Source organism: Streptococcus sp. oral taxon 071 str. 73H25AP (genome assembly GCF_000146755.1).
In the GTDB taxonomy this organism is placed as follows: Bacteria; Bacillota; Bacilli; order Lactobacillales; family Streptococcaceae; genus Streptococcus; species Streptococcus oralis_T.
In genome coordinates this window covers 586,278-607,300 of the sequence record NZ_GL397254.1, presented here as the reverse complement: position 1 = coordinate 607,300, position 21,023 = coordinate 586,278, and the positions used below count along the sequence as shown (strand labels likewise).

The following is a 21,023-nucleotide window of genomic DNA, read 5'->3' as shown; positions in this document are numbered from 1 at the left end:
CACCATCATTGAGATGATCTGAAACGGCAATCCCGTCCGCATCAGTTGTTACTTCCTGAACTTTAACCCTGTCACTTTTTCGTAGGATTTCAAAGACAACGCCTGCCAACTCAACAGTTGCATCCGCTTCATCGTATTTTGTGATTTTGATCTTTCCAGCGATATCAGCAGTAATAGTCGCACCTACGGATTTAACCGTTTTAAGAGTTGAAGAGTGCTCGGTTCTTGTTTCGATTGTGTTTTCCCGTTTTTTCCAAATTAATTGAGGTTCGTTATCTAACAAGTATTGAGCGGAGTTTTTCACCTCTGAGGTATCTGCCGGCGATGTGGTGAGATATCTTAGGTAAAAACTCTTTGTCCCCATATTTGTCGGCATAAGCAATTCAAATCCACGTTTACCATTGACAAAAGTCAGCAAGGCCGTGTTGTCTGAATCCTTTTTATACTCCTCAGGATCCGTTGTCACTTTATACACTTTGATTATATGTTTGAGACCAGCATAGTTGGTATCTGTCGTCTCGTACACTACTTCAGATAGTTCAAAGCTTTTCTCAATATAAGACGCAAAGGCTCCTAAGCCGATATTATCTTTGATCTTAATAGTGTGGTTCCCCATATCTGTCTTAGAACGGTTAATTCGCACATTCCATATAATTTTAGGCGATTTCGGATCATTCTGAGGTTGTTTATAAATCAATTCGCCTGTATGGGGGTGCTTAGGATACACTTTCACCTCAAATTCGATTTCTTGCGTCATGCCTCCTGGCAGAGTGTAGGTAACCTTCTTAGTCACTCCTTCAACTGTTTGTTTTGCATTCGCAGTAAAGCTCCCACGGATATGTTGTTTCCCCTGAACTGCTTCATTGAAAGTAAAGACAAGACGATGATTGGCTTTTTCTACCTGAACCGTCCCCATCTTCGTATTTGAATTTGAATCAATTAGATCCAAGGTTCTATCTTCCAAATCCAAATTTTCAGGGGCCTTTACGATAAAGTAATCTCCAGGCTTAATCACGTTCGCCTGTACACCGGGGAATGAGAAGTCGCCCGAGTATTTTAGTTCAACAGTTTTTGTGCTTGGACCGATAATAATGTGTGAAGCACTCCCGGTTTCAGCTACGGTAATCTTCAAATTCTTGAAATCGGCTTTATCGGTAACATCAGCTGCAGCATGAGCTTCACCTGTCGGGAAGAACATCAGCAATAGCAAAAGAGGAAATACTAGAAAACCTAGTACTTTCTTTAGTTTATCCATAAAAAATCCTTTCTATTTGATTAAATTTAATTGAGAAGTATGTCACATCTGTTCAGTAGGAAACACCCCTTTCAATCGCATGATTTGTTACACGATAACATACTTGTAACACTTGCTTTGAAAAACAATTACACTATTATAGTATTTAAAATATTTATTCAATTCAATCTTTAGCAGGAGTATCATTACTCTTGGTCAGATGGAAATATAGCAAAATATCATCCATGGCTATTATACTACATATCGTTGAATATTTTTATTAAAATCTTTTTATCTATCAAGTTGTTTATTTACACGATGTAAATTTTTTTGATATATTATTTCATGATACCATATAAAAAGTGACTATCCTAAGAATTGTCTGAAAATACTGATATAATAGGAGTTTGCAAGTAGTACTAGCTCCCCGTAATAATCTGTTATTTATAATGAATCTATGATATAATAGTCTTATAAAGGCTTTCGAATAATCATCTATTCAGTTTATTTATGCTAAAAGGAAAACTTGGGGTAATACTAAATCTAGTATTTTTAATATTTATAGATAGGAAGGTAAAGCTATGGCAAATAAAACTAGAGAGTTAATCTTAGGTGCTTTTATCACTCTTGCAAGGAGAAACCCTCAGCGAACTTCTTTTACCATGACTGAGATTGCTGCAGAAGCTGGTATTTCCCGCCAAGCGATTTATCAAAAGCACTTTAATAACTTTGAAGATATTATCGATTATATCCACAAGGAGACTGATCAACAGATCTTTAATAATTTTAACAACTACTGTCCTGAAAGAGATGGCGATCCCATCACTTTCTTAGCGGACCACATTCTTCCTCTCATCTATGAAAAGCGAGAAGTCGTCGGTACCTTGTATACCACACAAGTCGACCCATGTTGGAAGGAGTTTCTGCGTGGAACATACTCTGAGTGGGTACTAAAGAATGTCAATTACCAACTGAAATATAATTTTAGTAAAGAAGACATCGCTTATATCATTACGACCATGGCGATTTCATTCATTGAAGTGTGGATTCGTAAAGATAATCCAATACCACCTGAAGAGTATAGAGAGACTTTCATTCAATTGTCTAAGACTTCTCTTTGTGACTATATTGTGTCATAAAAAAAGAATCTTGAGTTCCACTCAAGATTCTTTTTATTGTCCACCTTTAAAGGCATCCACCATTACCTGAAATTCTTCATTTGTAAGAGTAATTCCCTTGCCCATTTTAGTATGATCTGGGCTCCAAGCGCGAATGTCAAACTTTGCAGGGGCTCCATTAAAGCTGACGCGATTGATTTCCTTGGTCCATCCTTTTTCATTTTCAGACAGGGTCAGTAAGTGTTCTTCGATTTCAAATGTAAATTCTGCCATTTTGTTCTCCTTTTAAGTTTTCATTAGATTATTCGAAAAATCTTGTAGTTTTTAGAAAAATTTTATATAATGTGGATATGTAAGGAGGGAGGATTCTATGAGACAGGCATTCCAACTAGTTCTAGATAAACTACATAGTTTTCTCAATGGGAATGATAATCATCCTCAAATCGAGGACAACTCCCTCACTGCTATGATTGAACAAGCCATCCAGAAAAAGACGGCTGTTCATGTGATACTTGCAGAAACAAGTTTTACGGGTGATATTATCAAACACGACGCCAATCGCCAACAAATTATCGTCAAGAATTTTTCAAAAAACGTGACTCGAATCATTCGTATCAGTGATATTAAACGACTTCGTTTTGTTCCCTCAACCGTACAACAAGCTCAGAAAAGTCTATTTAAGAAAGAGTGAGATGTTCATTGCATCCCACTCTTTTTCTTAACGGATTTGTTCAAAATGAAGATGAACGGCGATATGGTCGCCATAACCACTTCTCTCCAAATCGCGTTGCAAGCGATAAGAGATATAGTGCTCTGCAATGGTAATGTAGCCAGCTCCAAGTAAGCGGTGCTCAACCATTGACTGGATCATGCTGATAGTCGCACGTTCCACTTTTGCTTCTTCCAAGTCCAAAACGACTTTTTTAGTAACTTGTGCAAGGTTTTGACGCAAATCATCTGTCAAAACATAAACGGTTTGAGCTGCTTTTAGGACAGCTTGGTAAATTTTATCTGGATCAAATTCAGCAATTTCTCCATTACGTTTGATTACTTGCATAAGGTTCTCCTTTATTCTTTGTTTTCTTTGATTTCAGCCAGCATTTTTTCTTCTTCGGCTGTTAGTTGATAGTTTTCTAGCAAGTCAGGTCTGCGCTCGTAGGTTTTCTTTAGGCTCTCATACAGTCGCCACTGACGAATCTTTTCATGGTGTCCACTCATGAGCACATCTGGAACCACCATGCCACGATAGTCATAAGGACGTGTGTACTGAGGATATTCGAGGAGTCCCGAAGAAAAACTGTCATCTTGGTGGCTAGATTCCTTGCCAATCACTTCAGGAATCAGGCGAACGGTCGCATCGATCATGGTCATGGCCGCCAATTCTCCTCCAGTCAAGACATAGTCTCCTAGGGAAATCTCATCGGTTACCAGGGTCTTGATGCGCTCGTCATAGCCTTCATAGTGACCACAGATAAAGATCAGTTCATCTTCCTGAGCCAAATCTTCAGCATAAGCCTGGTCAAACTGTTTCCCAGCAGGATCAAGAAGAATGACGCGGGGATTTTTCTTTTCAATGGCATCAAAGGCATCGAAAATGGGTTGAGCACGGAGCAACATCCCCTGACCGCCTCCGTAAGGTTCATCGTCAACATGACGAGCCTTTTCAGCGTATTCTCTGAAATTATGATACTGGATATCCAAGAGCCCTTTTTCTCGAGCCTTTCCAACGATCGAGTGTTCCAACGGAGAAAACATCTCTGGAAAGAGGGTTAAAATATCAATCTTCATCGTCTAACCCTTCTAAGATTTCCACTTCGACCCGCTTGTTTGGAATATCAACATTGAGAACTACTGGCGGAATGTAAGGTAAAAGCAAATCTCGCTTGCCTTTTCGCTTGACCACCCAGACATCATTGGCACCTGGTTGCAGAATCTCCTTGATGGTTCCAATCAAGTTTTCCCCCTCGTAAACATCCAAACCGATAATCTCGTGATAATAGAATTCACCATCATCTAAATCGTTCAAATCTTCCTCAGCGACCTTGAGACTATAACCCTTGTACTTCTCAATCACATTGATATGGTACATGTCTTTGAATTTGATAATGTCAAAATTCTTATGTTTGCGATGACTTGCGATGGTCACTGTTTGGACAAACTGATCTTTTTCATCAAACAAGGCCAGCTCTGTCCCCTTTTTAAATCGTTCTTCTGCAAAATCCGTCACAGACAAGACACGCATCTCACCCTGTAAACCTTGTGTATTGACGATTTTCCCAACATTAAAGTAGTTCATCTTGTCTCCTGTATTCTCCTTCTTTCCATCTTATTCTGACAATTCTCGAATAATAGTCGCAATTTTTTCTGATTCAGACCATTGTAAATAATGGTGATTCCCTCCTAAAATGAGTTTAGTATTGGAAGTCCAATATTCTGACTCTCTGTACTCTTTTTCTCTATAAGCCTGGCAAAAAATAAATACAGGAACATGAGTTTCTATGGACACATTCTCAAAATCTTCCTCAGTAATCTCACAATATATCTGAAATCCTGGAACTTGCCTTTCCAACTCTGGGCCTTTTTCTTGCATTAATTCCCATATTTCTTCATTCGTTTCAGGGCTAAATGTTGCTTGAGTTAAGTTCTTAAAATAAAGTTCAGGACCATACTCGTCAATCAGCCTCATCTGCTCTTCCATTTCTGGATAAGGATTTTCTGAAAAATCAGTAAACATGACTTTTTTAGTTGTCGGTTCCATTGCTACTAAAGCCTGACACTTAATTGGTTTGTTGAGCAATTTACAAGCTAAAATTCCACTCAAACTATGTACACAAAGTATATATTCAGAAATCCCTAATTCTTCAAGTACTTCATAAACCGCATCTGCAAGATTATCTAGATTTTTTCCAGCTTGGTCATGAATCGGACTCCTACCTGTGTTCGGAAAATCAATTGTCAAATAACCAATTGTAGGAGGAAGTTTTTCAAGTATAAGTGAAAAATTTTCATAACTTGGTATCAAACCTGCTCCGTTTAGACAAACTAGCACTTTCTTTTGCTTTTGATAAGTAACAGAGAGACTACCAATTTCTGTAGATACTTCAAACCTCTTCATAAAGAAATCCACTCGTTCTATATAATGAATTATTAAAAATCCTTATCCTTTATTTTATCACGTTCCAAAGATTTTCACAAGTTGAAGAACAGTGACTGCAATTAGCTTTGAGCGTCTAAAAACTTTTCTAAATCACGTTCATGTTGGTACTTAATAGCAGCCTTCTTATCTTTGTCAAAGATGGCTTTGGTTAGATCAATATGGTTGATGGCCGCAATTGCGACAGTGTAGTGAATAATATCAGCTAGTTCTTTGGCTAGTTCGTCGTTTGAGTCCTGAACGCCCTCTTTTCGACCAGAGCGCCCATTCAAGACCTCGGCTACTTCTCCGACTTCCTCCACTAGCTTGATAAAGAGGCCTTCCTCAGTTCGAGATTGCTGGTAATGTTCGAGTAAATAATCTTGTAATTGTCTAAACGTTAAATCTTTCATCTTCTGCTCTCCACAAAAAAAGCGAGACATCTGTCCCGCTTTTTTTTATTTTTCATTGATAACGATTCTTACTTTTTTGTCTTCAGTTGGGACAGAGTAGACAATCGTTCTTATCGCTGAGATAGTGCGACCCTTACGACCGATAACACGACCGACATCGCTCTGGTCAAGATCCAAGTGATACTCCAAAAATTCTGGTGTATCTTCAATCTTGATAGTTAAGGCATCTGGTTGTGAAATCAAAGGTTTCACAATCGCAATAATGAGATTTTCAATCGTATCCATCTGTCAACCTACTTTAAACTTATTTTGAGAATTTAGAATCGTGGAATTTTTTCAATACGCCTTCTTTTGAAAGGATGTTGCGAACTGTATCTGAAGGTTGAGCTCCATCAGCCAACCATGCAAGAACGCGGTCTTCTTTCAAAGTCACTTGGTTTTCAGCAACAAGTGGGTTGTAAGTTCCAACTGTTTCGATGAAACGTCCGTCACGTGGTGAACGTGAGTCTGCTACGTTGATACGGTAGAAAGGTTTTTTCTTAGAACCCATACGAGTCAAACGGATTTTAACTGCCATTTTTTAATGTCTCTTTTCTTATTTTTTATTTCGGTGAAATAGCTGAGCTATTTAGCACATGTTCTATTATAGCAGATTTTTGACAGGTGTCAAGAAAAAAACTTGACAGACTTTAAAATTTTTAAACCATTTAGAAATTTGTTATATTTTTAAAGAAAAATCAGAAAGAGAATGTCATAAATACTATTTTAGAAACATTTTATAAAGACCATCAAGTCAAACCCTTCATCTCTCCTGAACGTGATTTGGATGCTTGGCTCCTAAATTCCAAGCCTGTTCCCAAGCGAAATATCAAGGATTTTAAGAACGATATCTACTAATTAATTTATAAAATATGAATTGATAGATTCTAAATAGGGGAATAATTTAGTTCTGTAAAAATTAACTTCTACACCTACAAAGCTTATTCTGACAGACTTTATAACAGTCTAAGAAAAAAAGTAGAGATTCATACAGTATCTAGATTTTTCAAAAATTCTTAATCTTCAAATATTATTAACGAAACTATCCAAACCAAATCCGATGCATTACTTCAAAGAATTCTTTAGTTGTTTGACTAGCGAAGGCTTTCATTAAAAAATTTTTTCAAATAATTGCACCTTGGCACATAAATTCTTGATTTCTAAATTTAAGTGTGATATATTTATAACATAAAGATTGTTAAATATTTCTAACATAAGGAAAGGAGTCTATCATGAAAAAAAGTCAAAAAACGGGTGGCCTCATTACAATGATTTCCGCAGCTCTCTTTATTGATTTTACTGTTTTATTTGGTTCTAATCTTAGTTGGGGACCCAAGTTAATTATTGCTGGTATTTCAGTGTTAGGTCAGATTGTAGCTATTTGGGGCTGGCTACATATGAAACCATGGCCTCATAAGAGTCAGAAAGGTAAAGGAAAGACTATTTTTGACTTGTCTGCTAAGCTTTACACGATACTTTTGTTTGCAGCAAGCATTTTTTATACAGTAGGGATTTGGGTTGCGACCCCAAGCGAAAGTTCTGGTATTAAAGAATGGATTTTGGGAATTGGCCTCGTTATTGAAGTGATTGTATTTGGTTTTTTCTGTTTGAAAAATGTCAAGGAAACTCCGGACGAACGCTTTTATGCTAATTTAGCCAAGGCAGCTAGCTTGATGTTTGTTTTTATACTAGGCGCACTGATGATCCTAGCAGTTATCATTGGGTATATGGGGTCTCTCACTCTTTACATGGGCCAGATCTTTATTAGCATAGCTGTCTTGATTTGCATCTTTGCGGTTGTCTATCTTATCTTAGAACGGATAGGATAAGCATGACCAAAGAAAGCAAGATTATTACTAATCTCAAATCTGTTCGTGAGTCCACAGGCATGACCCAGCAGGAGTTAGCTGACCTCATTGGCATGCGACGCGAGACAATTCTGCACTTGGAAAATAATCGTTACAATCCTTCGCTGGAAATGGCTCTTAAAATTGCTCAAGTTTTTAATCTGAAAGTAGAAGACCTCTTTGAACTCAGACAGAAAGAGGAAGCATAATTCTTTTCGAGACCTAGTATTAAGTTCATTGATTAATTAGGAATTGAAGCCGAAAGAAAAAATCCGTTTAAAATGTGCTCTTTTAAAACATAGTAATTCTTTCGAATTAACGTTTACTAATTGTGATTCTTTACGAGCTTTCTTAAGAACTGGTTTTCTAAATACTTCAAGTAAACTTATAGCATTGATGCCCCAAAAAATTTAGAAATACCTGTTGAAAAAGGCTATGCTCTTGTCGAAACTGTCTTTGACTCGCTTGATCATCTAAATACCACTATGAAAGAGAATATCCTCAAAAGTAAGGAGAGTTACAGTACTTTCTAAGATGAAGGCTCCAGATTTGGACCAATCCCTTCGTGACAACTTTTCAGGAGAAGAATTAGCAAGTTACTTTTCAATTCGTGGTTACAAATTGACTCCAAAGGGAGAGCAGATACTGGAACAGTACCAGGACATTATCGACCGTCATCCAAAGAAAAATCTCTAAGCAAGCGACTTTCTGGTCGGCTTCCTCTTAAACTACCTTGTCACTAATATTTGAAATCCCCTTACTTTTAAGGTACAATGATAGAAATGAATTTTTGAGAGGAAAACAATGAAAAAACTAGCAACCCTTCTTTTACTATCAACTATAGCCCTTGCTGGATGTACTAGTATCCAACGTGGTCTCCGTGGCGATGACTATGTTGACTCTAGTATCTCAGCTGAAGAAAGTTCTAAAGCAGCTGCTCAGGCTGCCAAAGATTTGAATGACGCTTTAACCAATGAAAATGCCAACTTCCCTCAACTTTCTAAGGAAGTTGCTGAAGATGAAGCCGAAGTGGTTCTCCACACAAGTCAGGGTGATATTCGTATTAAACTCTTCCCTAAACTCGCTCCTCTAGCCGTTGAAAACTTCCTTACTCACGCCAAAGAAGGCTACTATAACGGCATCACCTTCCACCGTGTCATCGATGGCTTTATGGTCCAAACTGGAGATCCTAAGGGAGATGGTACAGGGGGCCAATCTATCTGGCATGATAAGGATAAAACGAAGGACAAAGGAACTGGTTTCAAAAATGAAATCTCTCCTTACCTATACAATATCCGAGGAGCTCTTGCTATGGCTAACACTGGTCAACCAAACACCAACGGTAGCCAGTTCTTCATCAACCAAAACTCAACAGATATTTCTGCTAAACTCCCTACAAGCAAGTATCCAAAGAAAATCATCGAAGCCTATAAAGAAGGTGGAAATCCGAGTCTAGACGGCAAACACCCTGTCTTTGGTCAAGTCATTGAGGGCATGGACGTTGTTGACAAGATTGCCAAAGCTGAAAAAGATGAGAAAGACAAACCAACGTCTGCTATCACCATTGATAGTATCGAAGTGGTGAAAGACTACGATTTTAAATCCTAAATAACCTAAAAAATACAGTATCCGAATTCGATACTGTATTTCTTTTTTCCTCATTTTTAAGTTAGCTTGTTAAAGTCCCAGATTTGGTCCATCCAACCTTCATAAAAGTCTGGTTCGTGGCAGACCATAAGGATAGATCCCTTGTATTCTTTAAGCGCCCGTTTGAGTTCTTCCTTGGCATCTACATCCAAGTGGTTGGTCGGCTCGTCAAGTACCAAAACGTTGTTTTCACGATTCATCAAGAGACAGAAACGAACCTTGGCTTGTTCCCCACCTGACAAGACTTGAATCTGACTTTCGATATGTTTAGTTGTCAAGCCACAACGAGCAAGGGCCGCACGAACTTCTGCTTGGTTAAGTGCAGGAAAGGCATTCCATACAGCCTCAAGAGGAGTTTGGCGATTTCCACCTTCTACTTCCTGCTCAAAGTAGCCAAGTTCTAGATAGTCGCCACGTTCGACTTCTCCAGCAATTGGTGGAATAATTCCCAAGAGAGACTTCAACAGGGTTGTTTTCCCGATACCATTGGCCCCAATAATGGCAACCTTTTGATTGCGTTCAAAGGTAAGATTTAAAGGTTTGGTAAGTGGACGATCATAACCAATCTGCAAGTTCTTGGCTTGGAAGATAAAGCGCCCAGGTGTACGAGCTGGTTTGAAATCAAAGGACGGCTTTGGTTTCTCGCTTTGGAGTTCAATGATGTCCATCTTGTCGAGTTTCTTTTGACGGGACATGGCCATGTTTCGTGTTGCAACACGCGCTTTGTTTCGAGCGACAAAGTCCTTGAGGTCAGCTATCTCTTTCTGCTGACGTTCGTAGGCTGCCTCCAGCTGAGATTTCTTCATAGCATAGACTTCTTGGAACTGGTAGTAGTCTCCAGAATAACGAGTCAATTGTTGGTTCTCCACATGGTAGACAATATTGATCACATCATTGAGGAAAGGAATATCGTGCGAAATAAGGACAAAGGCATTCTCATAGTTTTGGAGATAACGTTTGAGCCAGTCAATATGTTCAGCATCCAAGTAGTTGGTTGGCTCGTCAAGCAACAAAATATCTGGCTTTTCAAGGAGGAGTTTAGCCAAAAGCACCTTGGTTCTTTGTCCACCTGACAAAGACGTTACATCAGTATCCATGCCATAGTCCATGACACCGAGAGCACGCGCTACTTCATCAATCTTGGCATCCAAGGTATAGAAATCACGACTCTCCAAACGATCTTGGAGCTCTCCTACTTCTTCCATAAGCGCGTCGATATCCGCTCCGTCTTCTGCCATTTCCATATAGAGCTCGTTGATACGGACTTCTGCTTTAAAAAGCTCATCAAAGGCTGTCCGCAAGACATCACGCACGGTTTGACCTTCTTTTAGCACAGCGTGCTGGTCCAGATAGCCAGCAGTCACATATTTGGACCACTCCACCTTCCCTTCATCTGGCAACATCTTACCTGTCACAATGCTCATAAAGGTTGATTTTCCTTCACCATTGGCCCCAACTAAGCCGATGTGTTCTCCCTTGAGAAGGCGGAAGGACACGTCTTCAAAAATTGCACGGTCACCAAAACCGTGACTCAGATTTTTAACTTCTAAAATACTCATTCTAATTCCTTATCTTATTTTTATGCAATCCTTTATAGAGGAGCCAAGCCAGATAGCCTCCCAAGGTATTGGTCCACAAATCATCAATCTCAAAGACGCGATTAAAATCAAAGAAAAAGTCTAAGACCAGCTGCGTACATTCAATTCCTAGGCTCAGAAGAAAACTGAGAAATAGGATTTTTTTGGTTTGTCGCAACTTTGGACAGAGGTAGATCAGTTGAAAGACTAGGGGGAAAAGCAAGAAGACATTCAAAATGTTCTGCAAAAAGATCCAAATAACTTGTCCCAAACTGGTCACTTCACCCAGATTCCAAAGTGAGTTTAAGGGAGTTAAAAGAAAAACCAGGCGTCCAAAAGTTTGAATACCTGGAGTTTCCACTCCTGTAGGAAGTTGAGGCTGGGGAGTGAAGCAAAAACAGACAATGCATAGGCTATAAACAGCCACTCCCAATCTTAAGATTAATTCTCTTTTTTTAGTCATTTTATGGATTTACCGCTGCGACTGCCTTCTGGCGGTCACGTTTCATTGTATTGGAGCGCAATTGTCCACAAGCTGCATCAATATCAGTACCATGTTCTTGACGAACAACACAGTTAATGCCATTTTTCTTGAGAGTGTCATAGAAAGCCATCACACGTTCTCTAGGGCTACGGCTATATTGATCATGCTCGCTAACAGGGTTATATGGGATTAAGTTCACATAAGACAATTTCTTGATATTCTTAAGCAATTCTGCCAACTCAAGTGCCTGTTCTACTCCATCGTTGACTTCATTCAGCATGATATACTCAAAGGTCACACGGCGATTAGTTGTTTCGATATAGTACTCAATAGCAGCAAAGAGTTTTTCAATCGGAAAGGCACGGTTAATCTTCATGATGCTTGAACGCAATTCATTATTGGGTGCGTGAAGGGACACAGCCAGATTGACCTGTACGCCTTCATTAGCAAAGTCACGAATTTTGTGGGCCAAACCTGAAGTTGAAACTGTGATGTGACGAGCACCGATAGCCATCCCCTTATCATCATTGATGGTACGAACAAAATTCAATACATTGTTGTAGTTATCAAATGGTTCACCAATTCCCATGACCACAATATGACTGACACGCTCATCCTGACCACGCTCATCAAAGTATTTCTGAACTAGCATGATCTGCGCTACAATTTCCCCGTTATTGAGGTCACGTTGCTTCTTGATCAAACCGGATGCACAGAAGGTACAACCAATATTACAGCCGACCTGAGTGGTCACACAGACTGACAGCCCGTAGTGTTGACGCATCAGTACTGTCTCAATCAACATACCATCTGGCAACTCGAAAAGATACTTAACAGTACCGTCAGCCGACTCTTGTACGATTCGTTGTTTCAATGGATTTACCACAAACTGCTCATTGAGCTTGGCAATCAAACCCTTGGAAAGGTTGGTCATTTCTTCAAATGACTGGACACGTTTACGGTAGAGCCATTCCCAGATCTGATCTGCTCGGAATTTCTTTTCTCCTTGTTCTAATACCCATTCTTGCATGGTTTGACGTGTTAAACTGTAAATAGACGGTTTCATCTCTTCTCCTTATTCTCTATCTATTTTTGACGAATGACAAAATGGCGCTGTCCCTTGTCCTCTTTCTGAGACTTTTGGTCCTTATGACGACGTCTATTTCTCTTATCCGTATTTGGTTTTCTCTTGTTTTGCGAAGGTTTCTTTCCTCTTCTAGGAAGGTTTTCCTCTTCCTTTTTACGCATTTTCTTGTCAAATGACGCACGCTTAGGTGCTTGGTTTTCTAGGACAAAATAAGCACAACCATAACTACAGTACTCCAAAAGATAATCCTGTAAGCGACTAATCTTTTCAATTTTTTCCTCAGTACGTTCGTCTTTGTAAAAACCGCGTAGGCGAAGCTGTTCATTGCTCCAGTCCCCCACGACATAATCAAATTTAGTCAACACTTCTGAAAAGCGCTGATTAAAGACGGTCACATCGAAAGCCTCCTTGATATTTTCAACCAAGGTAAAAGCAATCCCTTCAGTCTCAACTTTATCCCCATTTACCTGAAATTCTGGGCCAGGAAACTTGTTATAATTGTATAATTCAGGTGAAATTTCTTTACGCATAGTCTTCCTTTTCCACGATTACTTAACACTCTATTTTACCATATTTTCTACAAGTTGGCACGAATATCCTGAAAATGAAAAAAGTCTGACGATTCTGTCAGACTTCTGCTTTATAACCTTAAAAAGAGAAGAACAATTCTTCCCTCCATATTTTATTATTTAGCTGCTGCGTAGAGCTCGTCTACTTTGTTCCAGTTAATCACTGAGAAGAAAGCTTTGATGTAGTCAGGACGCACGTTGCGGTATTTCACGTAGTAAGCATGTTCCCAAACGTCCAAGCCCAAGATTGGTTTTTTACCTTCTGAGATTGGTGTATCTTGGTTTGCTGTTGAAGTCACTTCAAGCTTCCCTTCTTTGTTGACAACCAACCATGCCCAGCCAGAACCAAAGCGAGTTGTAGCTGCTGCTGTAAAGGCTGCTTGGAACTCTTCAAATGAACCAAATGTTGCATCGATTGCTGCTGCAAGTTCTGCTGAAGGAGCAGTCTTTTCAGGAGTCATCAATTCCCAGAAAAGAGCGTGGTTCAAGTGTCCACCACCGTTGTTGATAAGCGCTTGGCGGATATCAGCTGGGATAGATTCTACATCAGCAAGCAAAGCTTCAAGGTCTTCACCGATTTCAGGGTGTTTTTCAAGAGCAGCATTCGCATTGTTAACGTAGGCTTGATGATGCTTGTCATGGTGCAAGTGCATTGTTTCAGCATCGATGTATGGTTCCAAGGCGTCATACGCGTATGGAAGGTCTGGTAAGATAATTGCCATCTGTAATACCTCTTTTTCTTTCTATAAGAAAATGATAACGCAATCATCCTCTTTTTTCAAGTTTTTTGCTCAATTTGCCTCTGTCGCAATCTGCAAGAGTGCCTTTTCAAACAAGTAACTTTTTTCATAGACACCTGTCTTAATTTGGTAGTCTGTTTCAATCAAATAAGAAATCGCTCGCTTGAGAAAAGCCAAGGAAATCCCTCTCGAATCTCTTAATGCGAACTTGATTTGATAAGGATTAGGATTGCGTCCCAAATAAGTCCCCAGACTGCTTACAATCTGCGATTCCGTTTGACCAGCATCTGATAAGATTTTCACTTGGATAAAGGTTCGGAACTGTCCTAACATGACAGCTATGAGCTTGATTTCGTCTTCCCCTTGCAAGGTCAAATCTCTGACCAAGTCACGGGCCTGGTCAATCTTCTTAGCTAAAATAAACTGAGTCAAGTCGAAAATATTGTCCTGAAGAGTCTTTGGAATGACTTCGATAATATCCTTTTCCTCAATCAGGCCGTCTGACTTATAAGACTGTAAAAAGAGGAGATTTTTCTGGATTTCGCTAAACTGAAAACCAGACTTGATGAGTAGATTTTCAAAAGATTTTTCCGCAAACTGCAGACCTTGTGTCTGGCTCCATTTTTGGAAATACTGGCGGAGTTCTTGTTCCTTAGCCTCGATAGCATCAAATACTGTCGCGTCACGCTTGAGCAGTTTGACCAATCGTCTCTTGCAATCCAGTTTTCCTTCCGCAAAAATTAATAACTTGGTTGTGGGTGAAGGATTATCAAGGTATTCCTCAAATGACTTGAGTTCATCATCTGTTAAAAAATGTTTCTTGGCTGTTGTGATATCGACAAAATGGTCTAATATCACGATTTTCTCATCCGCAAAGAAAGGGAGACTGACCAGCTCCAACTCTAAGTCTTTATAAGCTACTTCTTTCATATCAAAGTAAGCAAAATTGAGATCAGCTGGATCATAACCAATCTGTTTCAACACTTGACTCTTCATAACTTCAAACTGGCCCTGGTCTGTCCCTGTAAATAGGTTCAAGCTAGATAGATTTGATAAAGTCAATTTCTGACTGTCTTCAATGGCTAGCATCTTCTCTCCTTTCTTCTGATTTTTTATTAAACTTAATCAATATAGCGCAATTTCCCACGGAAATCTTCTAGACTCTCATACCCTTTTTCCGCCATGATTGCTTTTAGTTCATTGGTAATGCGTTCAAAAGCACCTACGCCTTCTTTGTGAAGAGTAGTCCCTACTTGCACCATACTCGCACCGCAGAGGATGTGTTCAAAGGCATCACGACCCGTTAGAACACCACCCGTTCCGATGATTTGGATTTGCGGATTCAAGCGTTGATAGAAAGCATGGACATTAGCGAGAGCAGTCGGTTTGATATACTCCCCACCAATACCACCGAAACCATTTTTAGGACGAATCACGACCGACTCGTCTTCTATATAAAGGCCGTTTCCGATAGAGTTAACACAGTTAACAAACTTGAGCGGATATTTGTTGAAAATAGCAGCCGCTTGGTCAAAGTGAACAATATCAAAATATGGTGGCAATTTAATCCCAAGAGGTTTGGTAAAGTAGGCAAAGACTTCTGCCAAAATCCGGTCTGTTGTCTCAAAATCATAGGCAATCTGAGGTTTTCCTGGAACATTTGGACAAGAAAGATTAAGCTCTGTCAGTCCTTTGAATCCACTCTCTTGCACTTTTTTCAAGATGGTATGCGTTTCTTCTGGAGACATGCCGACTAAAGATAGAAAGAAAGTACGGTTTGGCTCTTTTTCCTGCAAGTCCAAAAGATAGTCCAGATAATAGTCTAAGCCATTATTTGGTAATCCCATTGAGTTGATAGAACCAAGTGGAACATCCTGGTAGCGTGGCTCAGGATTGCCCTGACGAAAGTCCAAGGTCGCTGTCTTCGTGACAAATGTTCCTGCTGCTGAGTTTTTGACCCCTTCTAGTTCCTCTATCGTCATACAAGCCACACCCGCTGCATTCATCAAGCAATTGTCAAACGCAAAGCCAGCTATTTGTGTTTTCGTTGATACCATGATTCTGATCCTCCAGATTCCTTTTATTTCTAATATTATACCATACTTTAAGATTTTCTCTTTGAGAAAGTTATTTCTAGAGAAAACGTTCGTTTTTTGATAATGCTCTTAGTATTGACTGAATGTAAATTGAAAGAATTTTTAGAAAATTTTCGTTTTTTTCTTTACAGTGAAAAAAATTTCTGCTATAATGGCTCATGTAATAAAATATGACAACAAAAGGAGAACGATATGACATCTGCTAAAGAATATATCCAAAGCGTGTTTGAAACTGTAAAAGCTCGTAACGGGCATGAGGCTGAATTTCTCCAGGCGGTTGAAGAATTCTTCAGCACTTTGGAACCTGTATTTGAAAAACATCCTGAGTATATCGAAGAAAACATCTTGGCACGTATCACTGAGCCTGAGCGCGTGATTTCTTTCCGTGTTCCTTGGGTTGACCGTGATGGAAAAGTCCAAGTGAACCGTGGTTACCGTGTTCAATTCAACTCAGCTGTTGGACCATATAAAGGCGGACTTCGTTTCCACCCAACTGTAAACCAAGGGATCTTGAAATTCCTCGGATTTGAACAAATCTTTAAAAACGTCTTGACTGGCCTTCCAATCGGTGGAGGTAAAGGGGGATCAGACTTCGATCCTAAAGGAAAGACTGATGCTGAAGTGATGCGCTTCTGCCAAAGCTTTATGACAGAATTGCAAAAATACATCGGACCATCACTTGACGTCCCAGCTGGCGATATCGGTGTTGGTGGACGTGAAATTGGTTACCTTTACGGACAATACAAACGCCTTAACCAATTTGATGCTGGTGTCTTGACTGGTAAACCTCTTGGATTCGGTGGTAGCTTGATTCGTCCAGAAGCAACTGGTTATGGTTTGGTTTACTATACTGAAGAAATGCTCAAAGCCAACGGTAACAGCTTTGCTGGTAAGAAGGTTGTGATTTCAGGTTCTGGTAACGTAGCTCAATATGCACTTCAAAAAGCAACTGAACTTGGTGCAACTGTTATCTCTGTATCTGACTCAAATGGTTATGTCATTGACGAAAATGGTATCGACTTCGACCTTCTAGCAGATGTGAAGAATAACCGTCGTGCACGTTTGACTGAGTACGCTGCTGAAAAAGCCACTGCTACTTACCATGAAGGTTCTGTATGGACTTACGCTGGGAACTACGACATCGCTCTTCCATGTGCGACTCAAAACGAAATCAATGGTGACGCAGCTAAACGTTTGGTTGCTCAAGGCGTTATCTGTGTATCAGAAGGTGCCAATATGCCGAGCGACCTTGATGCGATTAAAGTCTACAAAGAAAACGGAATCCTTTACGGGCCTGCCAAAGCTGCCAACGCTGGTGGTGTAGCTGTATCAGCGCTTGAAATGAGCCAAAACAGCCTTCGTCTTTCATGGACACGTGAAGAAGTTGATGGACGTCTCAAAGACATCATGACCAATATCTTCAGCACAGCTAAAACAACCGCTGAAACTTACGGTCTTGGTACTGATTACCTTGCAGGAGCTAACATTGCTGCCTTTGAAAATGTAGCAAACGCTATGATTGCCCAAGGTATTGTTTAAGAAATATGCTAAAAACCTCAATCAAAACGATCGAGGTTTTTTTGAAGCTTCATCTTCTATCAAAACTTCTTCTTCCATAACATTTTTTATTTTTTTGCCCAAAGATAATAACGTTTCTACATCAGAGGGTTTGCTTGTCCCGAGAGGATTCCAAGTAGAAGATGATAAATTTTCATATTCCTTAGACCGAACTCGAAATTTAATGTTATCCCCCTTGGTGTCTATGTCTACATTTAAGGCTCTCGCCCCCAGTTTAGGCTCCTTATTTTTTATCCTACAGAAAATAACTTCTCCTGATACAATCTCCTTTCCATCACACCAAATCCTAATATTTCTTCCAGATAATTCTACGACAAAATTCTTCACTAGACTACCTTGTATTTTTTTAATTAAAAGAAAACTAATACCAAAAAATACTAATACTATCGTATAAAGAAAAAGAGGTTGTGATTTAAAAAAATCATTCAGTTTTAAATAGAATATAGCCAACTGTATTCCCAATACCGGAAGCATGAGGAACATGGGAAAAAGGATACCAATTATTATATCTGATTTTGCTGTTGTCGCTGTAAATTCATATCTTTCCATCAATATCACCTTTATAACATTTCCTTTTTATAGGACATTAATCCCATACTAAGACGGATGCATCAGGGAGTTCAATCTCCCTTTCCCCTAGCAAAGATAAATTTTGAACTATTCTAAGGATATTGTACCACTATTTCTGCAAAAAATACCTTAGCAAACATAATCTCCTTCCACAGATACATCATCGCTTTATCGAGCGTTGGAGTTTGATTGATATGGTTCTCTAATCAAACTCCAGAACTTTATGATGAAAATCTTATGGAACAACTGGAGACACTTTATAAATTTTCTCTTTTCAATTATAAAGAAAAACCGCTACTCCTAAGAATAGCGGTTTAATCATGTTTTTAAGCTACTAATGTAGTTGCTCTATTATTTAAGAGTAACTGAAGCTCCAGCTTCTTCCAATTTAGCTTTGATTTCTTCAGCTTCTGCAGTTGGAACGCCTTCTTTGATGACACCTGGTGCACCATCAACAAGTTCTTTAGCTTCTTTAAGTCCAAGACCAGTGATTTCACGTACAGCTTTGATAACGCCAACTTTTTTGTCACCAGCAGCTGTCAATTCAACGTCAAATGAATCTTTAGCAGCACCAGCGTCAGCAGCACCAGCTGCAGCTACAGCTACAGGAGCAGCTGCAGTTACACCAAATTCTTCTTCGATAGCTTTTACAAGGTCGTTCAATTCAAGGATTGAAGCTTCTTTAATTTCAGCAATAATGTTTTCAATGTTCAATGCCATTGTTATTTCCTCCAAATAAGTTTTTAATTATAATAGTTTTTTCGTAGCTATGCTACGCTGCGTAGCTTAAGATTAAGCTGCGTCTTCTTTGTTGTCTGCAACCGCTTTGACTGCAAGAGCAACGTTGCGCACTGGCGCTTGAAGTACAGAAAGGAGCATAGAAAGAAGTCCTTCGCGGTTTGGAAGAGTTGCAAGAGCAACGATTTCTTCTTTAGATGCGACAGCGCCTTCGATTGCACCACCTTTGATTTCAAGTGCTTCAGCGTTTTTAGCAAAGTCGTTCAAGATTTTCGCTGGCGCGATAACATCTTCATTAGAAAATGCTACGGCAGATGGTCCAACAAATACTGATGCAAGATCTTCAAGACCAGCTTTTTCAGCTGCACGACGCAAGATTGAGTTTTTAATAACTTTATACTCAACTTCGCTTCCACGAAGCTCACGACGAAGAACTGTATCTTGATCAACTGTCAAACCACGAGCGTCTACAACGACGATAGATGCAGCAGCTTTCATTTTTTCAGCTACTACGTCAACTAGTTCCGCTTTTTTAGCAATAATTGCTTCACTCATTAGTGTGTTCACCTCCGTAATTATTTTGCTTGGGGAATTTTTTCAAAAGAAAAACGCGCCCAAACCTAGACACGAAAGTACAATACGCTTCTTTTTACATGATACGTTTTGTCCTCGGTAGGATCTTTATGAGTCGAGCTCCCCTACTGTCTTAGGCAGTTTTTTCAAACCGTATATAAGTATAGCATAGACAAAAAAAGAATGCAAGATTTTTGCAAACTTTTTTTAAAATTTTTCGTGATTTTTCTGTTAAAGTTCTACTGTCAGGACTTGACCCTGCTTAACGACCTGTTCTCCAGCGATATAAACATCATCAACATCACTGTCTTTGACTGCATAAACTAGGTGAGAGAGCATATTTCCCTGAGGTTGGAGATGGATTTTTCCTTGAGGATTAATGACCAGAAAATCTGCCTGCTTGCCGACTTCTAGGCTTCCTATCTGCTTTTCCATTCCTAGAACCTTAGCTCCTTCGATTGTCAGTGCCTTAAGGGCTGTTTCGATAGGAAATTGGCTGGCATCTCCACTCTTCATTTTCTGAAGAAGAGCTGCTATCCGTCCTTCCTCGAACATATCTAGATTGTTATTGGAAGCAACCGAGTCTGTCGCAATTCCGACTGCTACTCCTGCTTTTTGGAGTTGGATGATTGGAGCGATCCCTGAGGCCAGTTTGAGGTTACTGATAGGATTATGGGCGATAGCCACTTGAGAAGTTGCCAAGCGTTCAATTTCTCGCTCGTTTAACTCGACCCCATGAGCAAAGACAGACGGATGATCTAAGTAACCTAGTTCTTCTAGAAATGCGAGGGGGCGTTTGCCGTATCGTTTCAGGATAATTCCTGATTCCTCCTTAGTCTCCGCCACATGAATATGGATAGGAATGTCCAGCTCTTTTGCCATATCTAAGCTCGCTTCTAGCAAGTCTCTACTACAGCTATACGGAGAATGTGGAGCTACCATAACCCTGAAATTTGAATTTTTATATCCTAAGATTTCTTCTATAATGGACCGTGTTCTACTTATAGTCTCAGCAGTTGTTTCTGTCTCTGAAGAAAAGAGGGTCGGTGAGAAATAGCAACGCATCTTAGATGCCTTGACTGCCTGATAAATTCTCTCAATATCCACACCATTGGGATTATACATATCGTTGAAGGTTGTTGTCCCTGACTGGAGCATCTCTGTCAGAGCTTCTTTGACTGCCTTGGTAGTCATGTCGGGAGTAAATCCTGCTTCTGCCGGCCAGATATAGTCATTGAGCCATTCATGGAGGTTGCTATCATCCCGGATCCCTCGCAAGCCTGTCATAGCAGAATGGGTGTGGCAATTGACCAAACCAGGCATGATCCAGGCTCCCTGATAGTCTATAATCTGCTCAGCTTGCTCTAAAATCTCTGGCTCCTCTTGGCCGACATAGACGATTTGAGAGTCCTTAACGGCTAAGACACCATCCAAATAAACATGGAAATCTTTGTCACAAGTCACGATATTTACATGCTGATAGACTTTCATTGTTTTCTCCTTCTAAGACCCTGATTTTTCTAGCTATTGTAACAAAAAAGTTACCCGAAGGCAACTTTTTTCCATAATATTTCAAAATA

The 21,023-nt window shown here is 39.7% G+C and carries 27 protein-coding genes and 1 other annotated feature; of the genes, 7 read left to right on the top strand and 20 right to left on the bottom strand.

Annotation, left to right across the window (positions count from 1 at the left end; all coding sequences use genetic code 11):
- On the bottom strand, positions 1-1,198 hold a 1,198-nt coding region (locus HMPREF9189_RS05280; protein WP_255261168.1), incomplete at its 3' end, for an Ig-like domain-containing protein.
- A gap of 617 nt (positions 1,199-1,815) precedes the next feature.
- On the opposite strand from HMPREF9189_RS05280, the gene HMPREF9189_RS05275 reads away from it, so the two are divergent.
- Positions 1,816-2,373 (top strand): TetR/AcrR family transcriptional regulator, encoded by a 558-nt coding sequence (locus tag HMPREF9189_RS05275; protein ID WP_001284748.1) that lies wholly within the window; start codon positions 1,816-1,818, stop codon positions 2,371-2,373.
- 33 nt (positions 2,374-2,406) lie between these two features.
- Here the strand turns inward: HMPREF9189_RS05275 and HMPREF9189_RS05270 are convergent, their stop codons facing one another.
- Positions 2,407-2,625: a YdbC family protein gene (locus HMPREF9189_RS05270; protein WP_000807427.1), complete on the bottom strand. Its 219-nt coding sequence runs from the start codon at positions 2,623-2,625 to the stop codon at positions 2,407-2,409.
- A 97-nt stretch (positions 2,626-2,722) separates the two neighbouring features.
- Here HMPREF9189_RS05270 and HMPREF9189_RS05265 point away from each other — a divergent pair, with 97 nt between their 5' ends.
- Positions 2,723-3,043 carry a hypothetical protein gene (locus tag HMPREF9189_RS05265; protein ID WP_001248072.1) on the top strand — a complete coding sequence of 107 codons (321 nt, stop codon included), beginning with the start codon at positions 2,723-2,725 and terminating at the stop codon, positions 3,041-3,043.
- A gap of 27 nt (positions 3,044-3,070) precedes the next feature.
- Here HMPREF9189_RS05265 and HMPREF9189_RS05260 read toward each other — a convergent pair whose 3' ends face one another.
- The 7 genes from HMPREF9189_RS05260 to rpsP form a co-directional block, all read right to left on the bottom strand.
- Positions 3,071-3,409: an ATP cone domain-containing protein gene (locus HMPREF9189_RS05260; protein WP_001196045.1), complete on the bottom strand. Its 339-nt coding sequence runs from the start codon at positions 3,407-3,409 to the stop codon at positions 3,071-3,073.
- 11 nt (positions 3,410-3,420) lie between these two features.
- Positions 3,421-4,140 carry a tRNA (guanosine(37)-N1)-methyltransferase TrmD gene (gene trmD / locus HMPREF9189_RS05255; protein WP_000686930.1) on the bottom strand — a complete coding sequence of 240 codons (720 nt, stop codon included), beginning with the start codon at positions 4,138-4,140 and terminating at the stop codon, positions 3,421-3,423.
- Positions 4,130-4,648 carry a ribosome maturation factor RimM gene (gene rimM, locus HMPREF9189_RS05250; RefSeq protein ID WP_001105911.1) on the bottom strand — a complete coding sequence of 173 codons (519 nt, stop codon included), beginning with the start codon at positions 4,646-4,648 and terminating at the stop codon, positions 4,130-4,132. The genes trmD and rimM overlap by 11 nt, the downstream gene beginning before the upstream one ends.
- Positions 4,649-4,678: 30 nt before the next feature.
- Positions 4,679-5,467: an alpha/beta fold hydrolase gene (locus tag HMPREF9189_RS05245; RefSeq protein ID WP_000819190.1), complete on the bottom strand. Its 789-nt coding sequence runs from the start codon at positions 5,465-5,467 to the stop codon at positions 4,679-4,681.
- Between the two features lie 101 nt (positions 5,468-5,568).
- Positions 5,569-5,898, bottom strand: coding sequence for a MazG nucleotide pyrophosphohydrolase domain-containing protein (locus tag HMPREF9189_RS05240; RefSeq protein WP_000654128.1), 330 nt, complete (start codon positions 5,896-5,898; stop codon positions 5,569-5,571).
- Positions 5,899-5,943: 45 nt separating this feature from the next.
- Positions 5,944-6,183, bottom strand: a complete 240-nt coding sequence (gene kphA / locus HMPREF9189_RS05235) for an RNA-binding protein KphA (protein WP_000379619.1) — start codon at positions 6,181-6,183, stop codon at positions 5,944-5,946.
- A 19-nt stretch (positions 6,184-6,202) separates the two neighbouring features.
- Positions 6,203-6,475, bottom strand: a complete 273-nt coding sequence (rpsP, locus tag HMPREF9189_RS05230; protein ID WP_000268760.1) for a 30S ribosomal protein S16 — start codon at positions 6,473-6,475, stop codon at positions 6,203-6,205.
- Between the two features lie 694 nt (positions 6,476-7,169).
- Here rpsP and HMPREF9189_RS05225 point away from each other — a divergent pair.
- From HMPREF9189_RS05225 to HMPREF9189_RS05210, 4 genes are all read left to right on the top strand, one after another.
- Complete coding sequence (locus HMPREF9189_RS05225) at positions 7,170-7,766, top strand: membrane protein (protein WP_000749563.1); 597 nt, start codon at positions 7,170-7,172, stop codon at positions 7,764-7,766.
- Positions 7,767-7,768: 2 nt separating this feature from the next.
- Positions 7,769-7,993 (top strand): helix-turn-helix transcriptional regulator, encoded by a 225-nt coding sequence (locus HMPREF9189_RS05220; RefSeq protein ID WP_000159796.1) that lies wholly within the window; start codon positions 7,769-7,771, stop codon positions 7,991-7,993.
- Positions 7,994-8,318: 325 nt separating this feature from the next.
- Complete coding sequence (locus HMPREF9189_RS12255) at positions 8,319-8,480, top strand: hypothetical protein (protein ID WP_002883133.1); 162 nt, start codon at positions 8,319-8,321, stop codon at positions 8,478-8,480.
- A gap of 108 nt (positions 8,481-8,588) precedes the next feature.
- On the top strand, positions 8,589-9,392 hold the full coding sequence (locus tag HMPREF9189_RS05210; protein WP_000731901.1) for a peptidylprolyl isomerase: 804 nt from the start codon (positions 8,589-8,591) through the stop codon (positions 9,390-9,392).
- Positions 9,393-9,448: 56 nt separating this feature from the next.
- Here the strand turns inward: HMPREF9189_RS05210 and HMPREF9189_RS05205 are convergent, their stop codons facing one another.
- The 7 genes from HMPREF9189_RS05205 to HMPREF9189_RS05175 form a co-directional block, all read right to left on the bottom strand.
- A complete protein-coding gene (locus HMPREF9189_RS05205; protein ID WP_000025372.1) occupies positions 9,449-10,990 on the bottom strand; it encodes an ABC-F family ATP-binding cassette domain-containing protein in 1,542 nt (513 codons plus the stop codon).
- Between the two features lies 1 nt (position 10,991).
- Positions 10,992-11,471, bottom strand: coding sequence for a VanZ family protein (locus HMPREF9189_RS05200; protein ID WP_009755295.1), 480 nt, complete (start codon positions 11,469-11,471; stop codon positions 10,992-10,994).
- Between the two features lies 1 nt (position 11,472).
- Complete coding sequence (gene rlmN / locus HMPREF9189_RS05195) at positions 11,473-12,558, bottom strand: 23S rRNA (adenine(2503)-C(2))-methyltransferase RlmN (protein WP_000804770.1); 1,086 nt, start codon at positions 12,556-12,558, stop codon at positions 11,473-11,475.
- Positions 12,559-12,578: 20 nt separating this feature from the next.
- Positions 12,579-13,109, bottom strand: a complete 531-nt coding sequence (locus HMPREF9189_RS05190; protein ID WP_001224386.1) for a YutD family protein — start codon at positions 13,107-13,109, stop codon at positions 12,579-12,581.
- Positions 13,110-13,264: 155 nt separating this feature from the next.
- Positions 13,265-13,870: a superoxide dismutase SodA gene (gene sodA / locus HMPREF9189_RS05185; protein WP_000974725.1), complete on the bottom strand. Its 606-nt coding sequence runs from the start codon at positions 13,868-13,870 to the stop codon at positions 13,265-13,267.
- 69 nt (positions 13,871-13,939) lie between these two features.
- Positions 13,940-14,977 (bottom strand): DNA polymerase III subunit delta, encoded by a 1,038-nt coding sequence (gene holA / locus HMPREF9189_RS05180; RefSeq protein ID WP_000879616.1) that lies wholly within the window; start codon positions 14,975-14,977, stop codon positions 13,940-13,942.
- A 32-nt stretch (positions 14,978-15,009) separates the two neighbouring features.
- Positions 15,010-15,945 (bottom strand): dihydroorotate oxidase, encoded by a 936-nt coding sequence (locus HMPREF9189_RS05175; RefSeq protein ID WP_000255149.1) that lies wholly within the window; start codon positions 15,943-15,945, stop codon positions 15,010-15,012.
- 231 nt (positions 15,946-16,176) lie between these two features.
- On the opposite strand from HMPREF9189_RS05175, the gene gdhA reads away from it, so the two are divergent.
- On the top strand, positions 16,177-17,523 hold the full coding sequence (gdhA, locus tag HMPREF9189_RS05170) for an NADP-specific glutamate dehydrogenase (protein WP_000199569.1): 1,347 nt from the start codon (positions 16,177-16,179) through the stop codon (positions 17,521-17,523).
- Between the two features lie 21 nt (positions 17,524-17,544).
- Here gdhA and HMPREF9189_RS05165 read toward each other — a convergent pair whose 3' ends face one another.
- The 4 genes from HMPREF9189_RS05165 to HMPREF9189_RS05150 form a co-directional block, all read right to left on the bottom strand.
- A complete protein-coding gene (locus tag HMPREF9189_RS05165) occupies positions 17,545-18,111 on the bottom strand; it encodes a hypothetical protein (protein WP_000443019.1) in 567 nt (188 codons plus the stop codon).
- 372 nt (positions 18,112-18,483) lie between these two features.
- Positions 18,484-18,852: a 50S ribosomal protein L7/L12 gene (gene rplL, locus HMPREF9189_RS05160; protein ID WP_001196962.1), complete on the bottom strand. Its 369-nt coding sequence runs from the start codon at positions 18,850-18,852 to the stop codon at positions 18,484-18,486.
- A gap of 72 nt (positions 18,853-18,924) precedes the next feature.
- Complete coding sequence (rplJ, locus tag HMPREF9189_RS05155) at positions 18,925-19,425, bottom strand: 50S ribosomal protein L10 (RefSeq protein WP_001287266.1); 501 nt, start codon at positions 19,423-19,425, stop codon at positions 18,925-18,927.
- 38 nt (positions 19,426-19,463) lie between these two features.
- Positions 19,464-19,599: a sequence feature (ribosomal protein L10 leader region), on the bottom strand.
- Between the two features lie 75 nt (positions 19,600-19,674).
- Positions 19,675-20,934: a TRZ/ATZ family protein gene (locus HMPREF9189_RS05150; protein ID WP_000870420.1), complete on the bottom strand. Its 1,260-nt coding sequence runs from the start codon at positions 20,932-20,934 to the stop codon at positions 19,675-19,677.
- Between the last annotated feature and the right edge of the window lie 89 nt (positions 20,935-21,023).

Bases quoted from the DNA above. Each gene is read 5' to 3' on its own strand.
- HMPREF9189_RS05150 (WP_000870420.1), bottom strand. From the start codon at position 20,934: ATGAAAGTCTATCAGCATGTAAATATCGTGACTTGTGACAAAGATTTC.
- HMPREF9189_RS12255 (WP_002883133.1), top strand. From the start codon at position 8,319: ATGAAGGCTCCAGATTTGGACCAATCCCTTCGTGACAACTTTTCAGGA.
- rpsP (WP_000268760.1), bottom strand. From the start codon at position 6,475: ATGGCAGTTAAAATCCGTTTGACTCGTATGGGTTCTAAGAAAAAACCT.
- holA (WP_000879616.1), bottom strand. From the start codon at position 14,977: ATGCTAGCCATTGAAGACAGTCAGAAATTGACTTTATCAAATCTATCT.
- HMPREF9189_RS05175 (WP_000255149.1), bottom strand. From the start codon at position 15,945: ATGGTATCAACGAAAACACAAATAGCTGGCTTTGCGTTTGACAATTGC.
- HMPREF9189_RS05190 (WP_001224386.1), bottom strand. From the start codon at position 13,109: ATGCGTAAAGAAATTTCACCTGAATTATACAATTATAACAAGTTTCCT.
- trmD (WP_000686930.1), bottom strand. From the start codon at position 4,140: ATGAAGATTGATATTTTAACCCTCTTTCCAGAGATGTTTTCTCCGTTG.
- sodA (WP_000974725.1), bottom strand. From the start codon at position 13,870: ATGGCAATTATCTTACCAGACCTTCCATACGCGTATGACGCCTTGGAA.
- gdhA (WP_000199569.1), top strand. From the start codon at position 16,177: ATGACATCTGCTAAAGAATATATCCAAAGCGTGTTTGAAACTGTAAAA.
- HMPREF9189_RS05240 (WP_000654128.1), bottom strand. From the start codon at position 5,898: ATGAAAGATTTAACGTTTAGACAATTACAAGATTATTTACTCGAACAT.
- HMPREF9189_RS05270 (WP_000807427.1), bottom strand. From the start codon at position 2,625: ATGGCAGAATTTACATTTGAAATCGAAGAACACTTACTGACCCTGTCT.
- HMPREF9189_RS05205 (WP_000025372.1), bottom strand. From the start codon at position 10,990: ATGAGTATTTTAGAAGTTAAAAATCTGAGTCACGGTTTTGGTGACCGT.
- rimM (WP_001105911.1), bottom strand. From the start codon at position 4,648: ATGAACTACTTTAATGTTGGGAAAATCGTCAATACACAAGGTTTACAG.
- HMPREF9189_RS05210 (WP_000731901.1), top strand. From the start codon at position 8,589: ATGAAAAAACTAGCAACCCTTCTTTTACTATCAACTATAGCCCTTGCT.
- HMPREF9189_RS05165 (WP_000443019.1), bottom strand. From the start codon at position 18,111: ATGGAAAGATATGAATTTACAGCGACAACAGCAAAATCAGATATAATA.
- HMPREF9189_RS05245 (WP_000819190.1), bottom strand. From the start codon at position 5,467: ATGAAGAGGTTTGAAGTATCTACAGAAATTGGTAGTCTCTCTGTTACT.
- kphA (WP_000379619.1), bottom strand. From the start codon at position 6,183: ATGGATACGATTGAAAATCTCATTATTGCGATTGTGAAACCTTTGATT.
- HMPREF9189_RS05225 (WP_000749563.1), top strand. From the start codon at position 7,170: ATGAAAAAAAGTCAAAAAACGGGTGGCCTCATTACAATGATTTCCGCA.
- HMPREF9189_RS05200 (WP_009755295.1), bottom strand. From the start codon at position 11,471: ATGACTAAAAAAAGAGAATTAATCTTAAGATTGGGAGTGGCTGTTTAT.
- HMPREF9189_RS05260 (WP_001196045.1), bottom strand. From the start codon at position 3,409: ATGCAAGTAATCAAACGTAATGGAGAAATTGCTGAATTTGATCCAGAT.
- HMPREF9189_RS05275 (WP_001284748.1), top strand. From the start codon at position 1,816: ATGGCAAATAAAACTAGAGAGTTAATCTTAGGTGCTTTTATCACTCTT.
- rplJ (WP_001287266.1), bottom strand. From the start codon at position 19,425: ATGAGTGAAGCAATTATTGCTAAAAAAGCGGAACTAGTTGACGTAGTA.
- HMPREF9189_RS05220 (WP_000159796.1), top strand. From the start codon at position 7,769: ATGACCAAAGAAAGCAAGATTATTACTAATCTCAAATCTGTTCGTGAG.
- rplL (WP_001196962.1), bottom strand. From the start codon at position 18,852: ATGGCATTGAACATTGAAAACATTATTGCTGAAATTAAAGAAGCTTCA.
- rlmN (WP_000804770.1), bottom strand. From the start codon at position 12,558: ATGAAACCGTCTATTTACAGTTTAACACGTCAAACCATGCAAGAATGG.
- HMPREF9189_RS05265 (WP_001248072.1), top strand. From the start codon at position 2,723: ATGAGACAGGCATTCCAACTAGTTCTAGATAAACTACATAGTTTTCTC.